The sequence below is a fragment of the Bacteroides sp. HMSC067B03 genome (assembly GCF_001811315.1).
In the GTDB taxonomy this organism is placed as follows: Bacteria; Bacteroidota; Bacteroidia; order Bacteroidales; family Bacteroidaceae; genus Bacteroides; species Bacteroides faecis.
Genome location: NZ_KV804318.1, coordinates 614 through 15,153, shown reverse-complemented (window position 1 = coordinate 15,153; position 14,540 = coordinate 614). Strand labels below are relative to the sequence as shown.

The 14,540-nt window shown below is 45.9% G+C and carries 13 protein-coding genes; 10 read left to right on the top strand and 3 right to left on the bottom strand.

The features are described from left to right. Positions 1 to 1,725: TlpA family protein disulfide reductase (locus HMPREF2794_RS07345; RefSeq protein WP_070751258.1), on the top strand; the 1,725-nt coding region annotated here is incomplete at its 5' end. A 5-nt stretch (positions 1,726 to 1,730) separates the two neighbouring features. On the opposite strand, the gene HMPREF2794_RS07340 is transcribed toward HMPREF2794_RS07345, so the two are convergent. Then, entirely contained in the window at positions 1,731 to 3,014 is a 1,284-nt protein-coding gene (locus HMPREF2794_RS07340; RefSeq protein WP_070751257.1) for a DUF2851 family protein, read from the bottom strand. Positions 3,015 to 3,097: 83 nt separating this feature from the next. Between HMPREF2794_RS07340 and dapB the strand changes: the two genes are divergently transcribed. Genes dapB through HMPREF2794_RS07320 form a run of 4 tightly spaced genes read left to right on the top strand, consistent with a single transcriptional unit; the run spans position 3,098 to position 7,039 of the window. Beyond that, entirely contained in the window at positions 3,098 to 3,862 is a 765-nt protein-coding gene (dapB, locus tag HMPREF2794_RS07335; RefSeq protein WP_010536053.1) for a 4-hydroxy-tetrahydrodipicolinate reductase, read from the top strand. A gap of 34 nt (positions 3,863 to 3,896) precedes the next feature. Continuing rightward, positions 3,897 to 5,378 carry a signal peptidase I gene (lepB, locus tag HMPREF2794_RS07330; RefSeq protein WP_055269516.1) on the top strand — a complete coding sequence of 494 codons (1,482 nt, stop codon included), beginning with the start codon at positions 3,897 to 3,899 and terminating at the stop codon, positions 5,376 to 5,378. A gap of 41 nt (positions 5,379 to 5,419) precedes the next feature. Further along, positions 5,420 to 6,358: a signal peptidase I gene (lepB, locus tag HMPREF2794_RS07325; RefSeq protein WP_070751256.1), complete on the top strand. Its 939-nt coding sequence runs from the start codon at positions 5,420 to 5,422 to the stop codon at positions 6,356 to 6,358. Positions 6,359 to 6,400: 42 nt separating this feature from the next. Beyond that, positions 6,401 to 7,039: a WbqC family protein gene (locus tag HMPREF2794_RS07320; protein WP_010536050.1), complete on the top strand. Its 639-nt coding sequence runs from the start codon at positions 6,401 to 6,403 to the stop codon at positions 7,037 to 7,039. Between the two features lie 90 nt (positions 7,040 to 7,129). Here the strand turns inward: HMPREF2794_RS07320 and HMPREF2794_RS07315 are convergent, their stop codons facing one another. Next, a complete protein-coding gene (locus HMPREF2794_RS07315) occupies positions 7,130 to 8,350 on the bottom strand; it encodes a M16 family metallopeptidase (RefSeq protein WP_022302420.1) in 1,221 nt (406 codons plus the stop codon). Positions 8,351 to 8,455: 105 nt separating this feature from the next. Here HMPREF2794_RS07315 and HMPREF2794_RS07310 point away from each other — a divergent pair, with 105 nt between their 5' ends. The 5 genes from HMPREF2794_RS07310 (at position 8,456) to HMPREF2794_RS07290 (ending at position 13,767) form a co-directional block, all read left to right on the top strand. After that, positions 8,456 to 8,989, top strand: coding sequence for an LOG family protein (locus HMPREF2794_RS07310; RefSeq protein ID WP_055269513.1), 534 nt, complete (start codon positions 8,456 to 8,458; stop codon positions 8,987 to 8,989). A gap of 4 nt (positions 8,990 to 8,993) precedes the next feature. Next, a complete protein-coding gene (locus HMPREF2794_RS07305; protein ID WP_070751255.1) occupies positions 8,994 to 9,599 on the top strand; it encodes an SIS domain-containing protein in 606 nt (201 codons plus the stop codon). Continuing rightward, entirely contained in the window at positions 9,587 to 10,510 is a 924-nt protein-coding gene (locus tag HMPREF2794_RS07300) for a carbohydrate kinase family protein (RefSeq protein ID WP_010536046.1), read from the top strand. Before HMPREF2794_RS07305 ends, HMPREF2794_RS07300 begins: the two co-directional genes overlap by 13 nt. Positions 10,511 to 10,635: 125 nt before the next feature. Then, positions 10,636 to 11,706 carry a tyrosine-protein phosphatase gene (locus HMPREF2794_RS07295; RefSeq protein WP_022302418.1) on the top strand — a complete coding sequence of 357 codons (1,071 nt, stop codon included), beginning with the start codon at positions 10,636 to 10,638 and terminating at the stop codon, positions 11,704 to 11,706. Between the two features lie 111 nt (positions 11,707 to 11,817). Next, positions 11,818 to 13,767: a DEAD/DEAH box helicase gene (locus HMPREF2794_RS07290; RefSeq protein WP_070751254.1), complete on the top strand. Its 1,950-nt coding sequence runs from the start codon at positions 11,818 to 11,820 to the stop codon at positions 13,765 to 13,767. A gap of 405 nt (positions 13,768 to 14,172) precedes the next feature. Here HMPREF2794_RS07290 and HMPREF2794_RS07285 read toward each other — a convergent pair. Next, the coding region (locus HMPREF2794_RS07285; protein WP_070751253.1) for a hypothetical protein at positions 14,173 to 14,540 on the bottom strand (368 nt) is incomplete at its 5' end.

Below are 14,540 nucleotides of genomic sequence, written 5' to 3'. Positions count from 1 at the left end.
ACCTACTATACGAGGGAGTTTATCGAATACTTACATTGCATACCCGATTATCCATCTCCCGATCATACACCCTACATCGACAACGGATATCACACGGATAGTGTAACCCTCGTCGGATATCTGCGTAACCTACCTTCCGACAGACCTTTCGAAGTGACGGTGCCCGATATGGTCACTCAAAACGAAGAGAAATATTACACTGATATCGATTCTCTGGGACGATTCATCATCCGCTTTCCCGTATTGAACACCCACAATGTATTTATCGACTGGGGACGTACTACTATCTGTTCGACAGTAGAACCGGGCGAAACTTATTTCCTGTATGTAGACTATAACGAAAGAAAAAGATTCTTTATGGGCGACAAGGCGCGCGCGCTCAACGAGCTGGTGAGTTATGAAGAACTCAGAGAATATATCGATTACGACGAAGGAAAGGAAATGAGCAATTTAGATTATTTGCACAAAACACAGGAAATTACCCGACACAAATCGGAATACCGGGAAAAGATACTTCGGGAACATCCGTTACTCTCCAACAAATACCGTTACTACACAGAGAATCAAATCCGCTATGGCGCAGCATACGGTTTGATGCAACGCCGTTTCTCAGTCGATCGTAATAAACAAGAGCAACTGGAAAAAGGATTTATGGCTTACGTAGACTCCGCCTTTTATCCAAATCCCGTACAGCCGTATACGCTTCTCAGAGACTATTCTTCTTTTATGAGAGACTATACCGGATATATCGACGATATCCTGCCGCCATCCAATCCGAACGTAAATCTGACACCACAGGAATTGGAAAGAATTTATTCTGAATTTGATGCCAAAGGAAAGATTAAATTAACTCAGGAAGAGAAAAATGCACTACGCAATTTCTGTGTATATCAGGATAAGGTTAATGAACTGCAAGCATCCAAGGCAGACTCGCTGGAAGTAATAGCTTACACTGAAAAACTAAAACCAATCATAGAAACAGTGCAGCAACTGGTAAACAAAGATAACCTGCTCACCAATTATGTACAAGAGCAGCTGGCTAAAAATTCCGCCAATCGTAAATTGTCAATCATCGACTCCCTGCAAATGGATACAAACTTAAGAGAGATACTCAAGACCCAATACTATTATGAAATGTTGCAAAACAGGCACAATGAGTTGCCACATACACTTATCGAGCAATATAAGAAGGAAGTTTCCAATCCTTCCCTGCAAGTCTACATACTATCTCAGCAACAGAAATATGAGAAATTATCGAATAAGACGATTGAACATCCTGAAAGCCTGATGCCCAACGAACCTCTGGCGGAAATCACCGATGGAGAACAACTGTTCCGTAAAATCATCGAACCTTATAAGGGGAAAGTGATTTATCTCGACGTATGGGGCACTTGGTGCGGTCCCTGCAAAAACATGATGCAATATGCAAAAGCGAGTAAAAAACTATTTGCCGGAAAAGACGTCATATTCTTGTATCTATGCAATCATTCTTCGGATAAATCATGGAAAAACATCATCAAAGAATATGGTCTGGCAAGCAAAAGTGCGGTCCACTACAATTTGCCCGACCAACAACAAGATGCCATTGAAAAATATCTTGGCGTCCACTCTTTCCCCACCTATATGCTGATAGACAAGGAAGGAAACATTGTGAACCGGGAAGCTCCCAGACCTTATATGTCCGATGATCTTCTAAATGCAGTCTATAAGTTATTAGAGAAATAAGCTATTCATTTCTTCCGCAAATACTCGTATCCGAAACGGCAAAAGAGACATTTTCGTTTATCACAATACTCCCTGCGAAGCTGTATCAATGCCTGGCTATCTGCCGCCGAACCGACCGGTAGCCCGGCATCCCTCCACGACCGGATGATATGATTGTCCTCCGCTTTTAGTTCTTCCAGAAAACGTCCGGCACGGTCACACATGCGGTCGTCGGATCTGTGCAAGCCATACGTATATAAGAAAGGAACAACGGTATTAATCACAATCAGGTTCTGCGACTTCTCTCCCATCTGTTTCTCTCTTTGCGGAGAAGTCCGCCCGAATATATAATGATGATCCCAATAAGCCGAAGCATGCGTGGACAGTAACTGGCGCACTTCCGGCAAAGTCTCCGCCTCCATCATCTGCGAAAAGAGTTTGTCTACTTTCTGATACAGATAAGCCAACTGAGCCAGCCGGATATGAGGAAAGTTTTCCGGACGAAGCCTCAGAAAACGCCATAAACCGGCATCCATTACCTGCGTCATCTCAAACTTCCGTTGCAGATAGCGAAACTCCTTACGGAGCCGGAGGCTATATTCGTCCTCCTGCTCCTTCTTCAAAAACGCCTCCTCCAGCAAACCGGCCTGTCCGAAGAAAAAAGCTTCTATCTGAAACAGATCATTCCGATGCTTGTCTATCGCCCGGAACGGAAGCAGTCCTGCCCACGTCTCAAAAGCATCGCCATTCAGGCCGAAACCGAAATTACGGGCAAGAGTGATAAAGAAAGCATCTTCCCAATGATGATTGCACCGTTCCAGCCGGTCGGTAATCTGCTTCGCCTTTTGTTCCAGACGTTCGGTTTGGAGCGCTGTCAGCCAGGAATGAATTGTTAATTTGGATAAGGACCCTATGATGGAATAGCAGGCAGGATATTGATCGGCCCTGCAAAGTTCGTGATAATGGGTTTGTATATTCTCGGGACAAGTCAAGCGCAGTTGGGGAATTGTCTCTCCGTCGGAACGGGTTACTTCGGTATCCGCTTCTTCCACGACGTGCAGAATCACCGAATCGTATGCCTTGTCATTGTTGTGTCCGTGACGGTACCAGTCTGAAGAGTGAGTATGTATTTCTATGTTTCCCACCCACAATGTGCCGTCGATCTTCAGCTTTGCATTAAAAAAGTCGGGACCGGCATCAGAGTTTTGCAGTCCGGAATCGATTACTTCTACCCGTAAGCCTTCGGTGGTTTGCAGTATTTGGAGAGGGAATAATTTATGTTTCCACACATAGTGGAGAAGGTGTTCCATGTTAACAGAAAGTTAATGTGCACTGCAAATGTAATAAAAATCTTATCTTTGCGACTATTATTTTGAATATAAGTCAGAAAACAATGAAAATAGCGTTGATCGGTTATGGAAAAATGGGCAAGGAACTTGAAAAGGCAGCCCTTAGTCGCGGACACGAAATAGTCTGCATTATTGATGTAGATAATCAGGAAGATTTTGAGTCGGAAGCATTCAAGTCCGCCGATGTAGCCATTGAATTTACCAATCCGATGGTAGCCTACAACAATTATATGAAAGCTTTCAAAGCCGGAGTCAAGTTAGTATCGGGCAGCACAGGATGGATGGCAGAGCATGGCGAAGAAATCAAGAAACTGTGTACCGAAGGCGGAAAGACTCTTTTCTGGTCGTCCAACTTCAGTCTGGGAGTCGCTATTTTCTCAGCTGTCAACAAGCATCTGGCAAAGATAATGAATCAATTTCCCGCTTATGACGTCACTATGAGCGAGACTCATCATATCCATAAGATGGATGCGCCCAGCGGAACCGCCATCACGCTGGCAGAAGGAATACTGGAGAATATGAACCGCAAAGACAAATGGGTAAAAGGAACGCTCCTTGCACCGGACGGCACTGTCAGCGGCACCGACGCCTGCGCTTCCAACGAGCTTCCTATCGACTCGATCCGTGAAGGGGAGGTTTTCGGTATTCATACCATCCGTTACGAATCTGACGTAGACAGTATCTCAATCACGCACGATGCCAAAAATCGCGGCGGCTTTGTATTGGGAGCCATACTGGCTGCCGAATACACCGCCCAGCATGAGGGATATCTGGGTATGAGTGATTTATTCCCATTCTTAAACGAATAAGGCTTCAAAGCCACTATCAAACGAATTTTAGATTATGAGACAAGCCACACGCACACAATGGATCAAATGCACCATTGCTATTCTCCTTTATCTCGCCTTCCTCATCTGGGTACGCAGCTGGTGGGGGCTGATTGTCGTTCCTTTTATCTTCGATATCTATATCACCAAGAAAATACCCTGGTCATTCTGGAAGAAATCGAAGAATCCTACCGTCCGTAGCATCATGAGCTGGGTAGATGCCATTGTTTTCGCTTTGGTTGCTGTCTACTTTGTCAATATCTACATTTTCCAGAATTATCAGATTCCTTCTTCCTCACTGGAAAAGTCATTGCTGGTAGGCGACTTTCTATACGTCAGCAAGATGAGTTACGGACCACGCGTGCCCAATACGCCGCTATCTATGCCGCTGGCTCAGCATACGTTGCCTGTTTTAAATACCAAATCATACATCGAATGGCCTCAGTGGAAATATAAAAGAGTTCCCGGATTCGGAAAAGTGAAACTGAACGATATCGTCGTTTTCAACTTTCCTGCCGGTGACACAGTAGCACTCAACGATCAGCAGAGAGATTTCTACTCGATAGCTTATGGTGAAGGTCAGCGCCTGTACCCCAAGCAGATAGAGATGGACAGCCTGACACGCGAGCAACAACGCGCTGTTTATGACTTGTATTATAATGCCGGTCGCCAACAGATTCTGTCGAATCCACGCAATTACGGCAAGGTGGTTTACCGTCCGGTAGACCGTCGTGAGAATTATGTAAAACGCTGCGTCGGCCTGCCCGGTGATACACTCCAGATTGTAGACGGTCAGGTGATGATTGACGGCAAGGCCATTGAGAATCCGGAGAACCTGCAATTCAACTACTTTGTACAGACCACAGGCCCGTATATCCCGGAAGATATGTTCCGCGAATTAGGAATCAGCAAAGACGACCAGGCATTGTATGATGACCCCACATGGGAAGAAACCTTTGCGCAGATCGGACTAAACAATCATAACGCACAAGGCAAGATGGCTCCTATCTATCATCTGCCGCTGACGAAGAAAATGTACGATACGCTGTCCGGCAATAAAAAGCTGATCAGCAAGATCGTGATGGAACCGGAAGAGTATGCCGGACAAATGTACCCGCTGAACTTATACACCAAGTGGAACCGCAACAACTACGGTCCGATCTGGATACCTGCCAAAGGTGCTACCATTACTCTGACCGAGGACAATCTGCCTATCTATGAGCGCTGTATTGTGGCCTACGAAGGTAACAAACTGGAGATCAAGCCGGACGGAATCTACATCAACGGCGAGAAAACCGACCAATATACCTTCAAGATGGACTACTACTGGATGATGGGTGACAACCGCCACAATTCGGCAGACTCCCGTTACTGGGGATTTGTTCCCGAAGATCACGTAGTGGGTAAACCGATCGTTGTATGGCTATCACTTGACAAAGACCGCGGATGGTTTGACGGAAAGATCCGTTGGAACCGCATCTTCAAGTGGGTAGACTGATAAGATACGAACATCATAGTGCGATAAGGTGATAAAAGTTGATGAACATTCGTAAATTCAAATGGATACTAGCATTCGCCGGCGCAATAGCCATTGTGCTTCTGCTTCGGGGATTTGCTTTTACATCCTGCCTTATCCCTTCCACCGGCATGGAGAACTCTCTCTTTCAGGGTGAACGTATTCTGGTAAACAAATGGAGTTACGGTCTGCGCCTCCCGCTGATGTCGGCATTTTCCTATCATCGCTGGCGCGAACGCCCCGTACAGAAGCGGGACATCGTAGTATTCAACAATCCTGCCGGCATTCAGCAACCTACGATTGACCGACGGGAAATCTATATCAGCCGTTGCATCGGTACTCCGGGCGATACGTTACTTGTCGATTCTCTCTTTTCCGTCTCTTCTCCCGAAGCGCAGTTCAACCCCGATAAAAAGAGACTTTATACCTACCCTGCCTCCAAAGAGAATCTGATCACATCCCTTATCCGGACGCTCTCCATCACCAACGACGGACTGATGGGAAGCGATGACAGTACTCATGTCCGCAGTTTCAGCCGATATGAATATTATCTGCTGGAACAGGCCATCGGCGACCGGAACTGGATTCGGCCTCTAACGGAAAAACAAGACAAGGAACTGAAACCGCTTATCGTCCCCAGCAAAGGGAAAGCACTACGAGTATATCCGTGGAATATCACGCTACTGCGAAATACCCTCGTGATGCACGAAGGCAAACAGGCGGAAATAAAGAATGATACGCTTTATATCGACGGAAAACCTACACAGCATTGTTTCTTCACCAAAGATTACTACTGGATGGCTTCCAACAACAGCGTCAACCTGTCCGACTCGTGTCTGTTCGGATTCGTTCCGCAAGATCATATGATCGGGAAAGCGTCGCTGATCTGGTTCTCCAAGGAAAAAGGAACGGGAATACTGGACGGGTACCGCTGGAACCGCTTCTTTCAATCGGTGAAATAATCCATATACATAGTTTTCAACATAACATCTACACATCAAATAATGAGAATAGCTTATTTATCATCCGCCTACCTCGCTCCAGTAGAATATTATACCAAATTGCTGGAATATGATAAAATATACATCGAACAGCACGACCACTACATCAAGCAAACTTACCGCAACCGTTGTACGATTGCCGGTCCCGACGGTGAATTGGCACTCTCCATCCCGACTGTCAAACCTGATACATTGAAATGTCCGATGAAAGATATACGCATCTCCGATCACGGCAACTGGCGCCATCTGCACTGGAACGCCATTGAATCAGCGTATAACAACACTCCTTTCTTCGAATATTATAAAGATGATTTCCGCCCCTTTTACGAAAAGAAATACGAGTTTTTGATCGATTTCAACGAAGAAATATGCCGTTTGGTTTGTCAGTTGATAGACATTCAGCCCAATATAGAACGGACTTCAGCATATAAAATGGAATTCAGTGCGGAAGAGACTGATTTCCGTGAAAGCATTCATCCCAAGAAAGACTTCCGCACAACTGATCCGGAATTTAGCCCGCAACCATATTACCAGGTCTTCGAATCCAAACTCGGTTTTCTTCCCAATCTGAGTATTATCGACCTGCTTTTCAATATGGGACCGGAAAGTCTGCTGGTATTAAAGAAACCGACCCGCCTATAATAGATAGGCAGGTCTTCTTCCGGAAGTAGCAACAAAGTATAATAAAGCTAATTAGTTACCATTCGTACAGTCCTGCTCAAATATAATAAATCACTTGTAAATCAATGTCGATAAGTACTCTTCGGCAAACATCTCATTGGCAACTTCCATCAGTTGCTCTGCTGTCAACGTCTCGATACGCTTGAATACCACCTCCGATGACTCGTATTTGTGATAATGCAGGTATGTTTTCGCCATTCCCAGCGCATTGTTCTCAAAATTGTCCGATGCCACTCCGATCTGCCCGATCAGCTGCTTTTTGGCTGCTGCCAGTTGCGAAGATGTCATCTTCACATCCCTCATCCGTTTCAATTCCTTGTAGGTGAGTTTCAGACAGGTATCCATATCTTCAATATCCGTTCCGAAATAGATGCAGAAGGCACCGGTATCCGTATAAGAAGTCAGATTGGATTCTACATTGTAGACCAGTCCGCGACGTTCGCGAAGCGACACGTTCAGCTTACTGTTCATGCCCGGACCGCCAAGAATGTTATTCAGGAGATAAAGGGCCGTACGCTTGTCGTCATACGCATTATATCCACGGCTGCCGATCATCACATGTGCCTGATGAGTATCTTTAGGCACTACCAGACGTTCGGGCACATACAGAGGAGGAGGCACACGCTGATTATCTACCGTTACTGCCGGAACATCGGCAAGATGCTTCTCCGCCAGACGGACAATCTTCTTGAAATCATATTGCCCCTGAACAAAGAATACCATATTCCCCGGCTGATAGAATCGCCTGGTAAACGAAAGGACATCTTCTGTGCGGAAACTCCGCAGCAAATCCGGTTTACCGAGAATATTCCTTCCCAACGGATGATTGCGGAAGATCATATCTTCGAAATCATCGAAAATCAGTTCCGAAGGATTGTCCTCGTATGACTGGATTTCGTCGATGATCACTTCTGTCTCTTTCTCTATCTCATGCTGAGGGAAAGTAGAATGAAACACAATATCCCCCAACAGTTCGAGGGCACGCTCCAGATGCTCGGTCAGAAAGGCGGCATAGACTACCGTCTCTTCTTTATTTGTATAAGCGTTCAGGTCGCCCCCCACGTTCTCCATCCGGTTGAGGATATGCCAGGCTTTCCGTTTCTCCGTCCCCTTGAAAATAAGATGCTCTACGAAATGAGCCATCCCCTGCTCATTCTCCGCTTCATCACGTGTTCCGGCATCGATGGCAAAACCACAATAAGACACTTTCGACAGAGTCGGTTCGTGGATGATACGCAGGCCATTCGGCAATGTATATTCGTTATATTGCATTGTTTTCTACTTCCTTATTGAATTAATGCCGCAAAAATACAATAAAACTTATTGTCGTTTATAGAAAATTGCAGATATTTGTGGACTATAACAGTTACAACGTGTATGAAAAAGATAGGAATATTCTGTTCTGCCTCGGAAAGCATTGACAAAATGTACTTCGACAGTGCCCGCCAGATAGGCGAATGGATAGGGCAGACAGGCAAAACGTTGATTTATGGAGGAGCTAGTCTCGGGCTGATGGAATGCGTGGCCCGTGCCGTAAAAGAAAACGGTGGAAAAGTTATCGGAGTAGTCCCGACCCTGCTGGAAGAGAAAAACAGCGTAAGCACACAACCGGACGAAATAATCCACACCCTCAATCTGAGTGACCGTAAGAATGTGATGACGGAAAAGTCGGACATACTGGTGGCACTACCCGGCGGTGTGGGTACACTCGACGAAATATTCCATGTAATAGCCGCCGCTTCCATCGGATACCACCAGAAAAAAGTCATCTTCTACAATGAATATGGATTTTACGACGAACTGCTGAAGGCACTCGGCACACTGGAAAGCAAAGGATTCGCCCGGAAGCCCTTCTCTACATACTACGAAGTAGCAAACACTCTGGAAGAATTAAAAGAAAAAATATACTGATCATATGATAGACTCCATCAAACAACTATTGCAACAGGAAGCACAAGCAGTGCTCAACATCCCTGTAACAAACGCTTACGAGAAAGCTGTGAAACTGATTGTAGAACAGATACATCAGAAAAAGGGAAAACTGGTAACTTCCGGTATGGGAAAAGCCGGACAGATTGCAATGAACATCGCTACCACTTTCTGTTCCACAGGCATTCCCTCAGTCTTTCTGCATCCTAGCGAAGCACAACACGGCGACCTGGGAATTTTACAAAGAAACGATTTGCTGCTGCTTATCTCCAACTCCGGCAAGACACGCGAGATTGTTGAATTAACACAACTGGCCCATAATCTGGACCCGGAACTGAAGTTTATCGTTATCACCGGTAATCCTGACAGCCCGCTGGCACATGAATCGGACGTCTGTCTGAGTACCGGCAAACCTGCCGAAGTGTGTACGCTGGGGATGACCCCCACTACTTCGACTACCGCCATGACCGTTATCGGTGATATACTGGTAGTACAAACCATGAAGGAAACAGGATTCACGATCGCCGAATACTCAAAACGCCATCACGGAGGTTATCTGGGAGAAAAATCAAGGTCACTATGCGAAAAGTAATCGGCATCGGAGAAACAATCCTCGATATAATCTTCCGGGGCGACCAGCCTTCCGCAGCCGTACCGGGAGGCTCTGTATTCAACGGCATCGTATCCCTGGCACGAATGGGAGTCCAAGTGGGATTCATCAGCGAAACGGGAAATGACCACGTAGGGAATATCATCCTGCAATTTATGCGCGAGAATCATATCCCGACTGATCATGTGAATGTGTTCCCTGACGGCAAGTCGCCTGTGTCGCTGGCTTTCCTCAACGAAAAGAGTGACGCCGAGTATATCTTTTATAAAGATTACCCCAAGCAACGTCTGGATGTTCTGTTCCCCAAACTGGAAGAGGATGATATTGTCATGGTAGGCTCTTACTATGCACTGAATCCTGTACTCCGGGAAAAGATACTGGAACTGCTTGATCAGGCACGGGACAAAAAGGCAATTATCTATTATGACCCGAACTTCCGTTCCTCTCATAAGAACGAAGCAATGAAACTTGCTCCTACAATCATCGAGAATCTGGAGTATGCGGATATTGTACGCGGATCACTGGAGGACTTCTTCTATATGTACGGAATGCAGGATGCAGACAAAATCTATAAGGACAAGATCAAGTTCTATTGTCCCCGATTTATCTGCACGGCAGGCGGCGATAAAGTATCGCTCCGTACCAATCAAGTGAGCAAAGAATATCCGATAGAGCCGTTGGATGCAGTCAGCACCATCGGAGCCGGAGATAACTTCAATGCCGGATTGATCTACGGGCTGCTCAAATACGATGTCCGCTACCGTGACCTGAACAACCTGAACGAGGAAATATGGGACAAAGTCATTCAGTGCGGAAAAGACTTTGCAGCAGAAGTCTGTCGCAGCTTCAGCAATTCGGTTCCGGTAGAGTTTGCCCGAAATTATACCAAATAGGCTGTTTACGGGTACTCTCCTACCCGTAAATTACTATTAACTTTGGCTAATTATCGCAAAGGAATGATCACATCTGCGGGTAATTCTTATCTTTGCAGTACATGATTCACTCAGACAAAGAAACTATGTACAAAAACCTGTTAAGCTGGCTTACCATCCTACTGGTGCTCCCGTCCTGTTCCGGCACCTCTCCTACTATTTCTGTGGTATGCGAGGAGAATAATGTGGGCAACTGCATTATCAAATGGGAAACAGCCCCGATACTGAAAGGACAGGTAAAGATATATGCTTCTACCGCCCCCGACTTTATCCCGGAAGACAACCCTGTGGACATCATCAACATTTCCAAAGGAAAGAAAACAATCGTCACCGATGATCCCAGTCAACGGTACTACTATCTGATGGTATTCAACAACAAATACCGGGTCAAGGTAGCGGCACGCAACGTTAATATCCCCGGTATACAGAACTTCCGTGACCTGGGAGGATACAAATCCAGCGAAACAGGAAAAGTAACCCGCTGGGGAATGTTATATCGTTCCGCACAGATTGACAGTATTCCTTTCTGCTCTCGCCGGGAACTGAAGAACATGGGCATACGGACCATTATCGACATGCGTTCGGAAGAAGAGCGCCACAATTATCCTCAACTCCATGATGACGCGTTCAACATCGTGCATATCTCCATCCCTACCGGAAACATGGAATCCATCCTGCAAAAAATACAGGAGGAAAAGATAAAAACAGATACAGTCTACCGGCTGGTGGAGGAAATGAACCGCAAGCTGGTCAGCGACTACACGAAAGAATTTAAGGAGCTTTTCACAATCTTGCTCGACCGTAACAACTATCCCGCCGTCATCCACTGCACCTCAGGCAAAGGACGTACGGGAATCGCTTCGGCATTGGTGCTGGCGGCCCTGGGAGTCAATGAAGAAGTTATCATGGAAGATTACCGACTGAGCAATGATTACTTCAATATCCCCAAAGCATCTAAATATGCTTATAAATTACCCATCAACTCGCAAGAGGCGATTACCACGATTTACTCTGCCAAAGAAGATTTTCTGAATGCCGCCAAAGAGCAGATAGAAGCGGAGTACGGCAGCGTACAGGCATATCTGAAGAAAGGTCTCGGACTCTCTGCAGAAGAAATAGAACAGCTCCGCAGCATTTTATTAATGGATAATGAATAATGGAAAATGGATAATGCCATGCAGGCAGCAATAATTATCCATTTTCCATTATCCATTATTCATTATTTTTCTCTATCTTTGCAGCCGAAATAAAAGATATACAGAGATTTAATGAAGACATTTGAAGAGCTTGGCGTTTCTCCGGAGATACGTAGAGCAATTGAAGAGATGGGATATGAGAATCCCATGCCGGTACAAGAGGAAGTGATTCCGTACCTTTTAGGAGAAAATAATGATGTAGTAGCTCTTGCACAAACTGGCACAGGTAAAACAGCCGCATTCGGTCTGCCCCTGCTCCAACAGATTGACGTAAAGAACAGGGTTCCCCAGTCGCTTATCCTTTGCCCCACACGCGAGCTTTGTCTCCAGATAGCGGGCGATTTGAATGATTACTCGAAATACATTGACGGATTGAAAGTGCTGCCCGTTTATGGCGGTTCCTCAATCGACAGTCAGATACGCAGCCTGAAACGCGGTGTACATATCATCGTAGCTACCCCGGGACGTCTGCTCGACCTGATGGAACGCAAAACGGTTTCCCTCTCAACCATCCACAACATCGTGATGGACGAAGCAGATGAAATGCTGAATATGGGATTCACCGATAGCATCAATGCTATTTTGGCCGATGTACCCAAAGAACGCAATACATTGCTCTTCTCGGCAACGATGAGCCCGGAGATTTCACGCATTTCCAAGAACTACCTGAACAATGCCAAAGAAATAACCATCGGACGCAAGAACGAAAGCACAAGCAACGTAAAACACGTAGCTTATACAGTGCAGGCAAAAGACAAATATGCTGCACTGAAACGCATCGTCGACTATTACCCACAGATATATGGTATCATCTTCTGCCGTACCCGTAAAGAGACACAGGAGATTGCCGATAAACTGATGCAGGAAGGCTATAACGCCGATTCACTTCACGGAGAATTGTCACAAGCCCAACGTGATGCAGTGATGCAGAAGTTCCGCATCCGCAACCTGCAATTGCTCGTAGCTACGGATGTCGCCGCACGCGGGCTCGACGTAGACGATCTGACGCATGTAATCAACTACGGTTTGCCGGATGATACGGAAAGCTATACGCACCGCAGCGGACGTACCGGACGTGCCGGAAAGACAGGTACTTCCATCGCCATCATCAACCTGAGAGAAAAAGGCAAGCTGCGCGAAATCGAACGCATTATCGGCAAGAAGTTCATCCCCGGAGAGATGCCGACAGGCAAGCAGATCTGCGAGAAACAGCTTATCAAAGTGATCGACGAACTGGAAAAGGTGAAGGTAAACGAGGAAGAAATCACTGACTTCATGCCCGAGATTTACCGTAAACTGGAATGGTTGAGCAAAGAGGACCTGATCAAACGCATGGTATCTCATGAGTTTAACCGCTTTCTGGATTACTACCGTGATCGCGAAGAAATTGAAGTTCCTACCGACAGCCGTGGAGAACGCAACACACGCGACAGCCGTGAAAGAGGCGTCCGGAAGGCCGCACCGGGCTTTACCCGCCTGTTTATCAACCTGGGAAAGATGGACGGTTTCTTCCCTAGTGAGCTAATTACTCTACTGAATAACAATACACGCGGACGCATTGAGCTGGGACGCATTGACCTGATGAAGAACTTCTCTTTCTTCGAAGTAGAAGAAAAAGAGGTGCAGAACGTTGTTAAAGCGTTGAACCGGGCCAATTGGAACGGACGCAAGGTATCTGTCGAGATTGCCGGTGAAGAAAACGGAGAAGGTCGCAGAAATGGTGGCTCATCCGAACGTCGGGGTGGTAAACGTCCTTTCGGTACTTCTTCGGAGAGACGTAGCGACAATGGTCGCGGCTCACGTTCTGAAAAGTTAGAAAGAGGAATAAAAAGTGACAGATCATCCAAAGGGGGTAATGACAAGACCGACAAGAAAAAAAGAAGTGAGAAGCCCAGTCGCGAAGAACGCGGCTACGGAGCACGGGGGCCGAAAAAGACAGATGACTGGCAGCAGTTCTTCAAAGATAAAGAGCCTGACTTCAGCGAAGAAGGATGGGCACGCAGAAAGCCGAAAAAGAAATAATAAGCGGATACGAAACTCAGTAAGTTGCCAAGATCGTATCTATACGAATTTATGGGGATGTGTCAAAACTCCCCTTTCAACCAAATCACCCTCGCTACAGATTGAACTGCACCCCAAAAGTTGGACACAAAACTTTAGGAGTGCAGTTCAGATAGTTGTAGCGAGGATGATTTTTTATTTATAAGGGTTTTAACACACCCTCACAAGAACATTCAATTAACTTTTATGCAGCAATCACAGCAAACTTAACTCCCTCCCATAACCTTCGGTTTATTTCCTCGTCAGGCTTAATCCCGAACGGATTTGAATATATTCAGGCACGGATGACGCGGATTTCACGGTTTTAATGCTATGATTACATAAAACAACCGTGTTAATCCGCGTCATCCGTGCCTGATCCTTTATTTAAATTGAGTTCACTTCTGCTTCTTTATCCTGTAGCTTTTTAAGCGCAGCAATCTGCACGTTACAGAAAAGGTGCACAGAATGAATGAAGCTCGTATTCTTCGACAGAAAGACAACAGCGTCCATGAGTTGGGCAGAAAGCTGATAAGTTTTCCGGTTATTGGTATTTTCGTCCGGATGACGCATGTAAAGAGCAAAACTTCGGTACAGGATAGGGATAAAGCGTTCCCACGGAAGTTCTAAGCTAAGCAGCAAATGGTTCATATTCTCCAACATGCGTTGAAGAGATTCAAGGTCCGGCTTATCAGATTGCTTGCCGTACACCTCTGCCCAAAGACGGGCTTCTTCTTCAAAAAAGAGTTCATTGA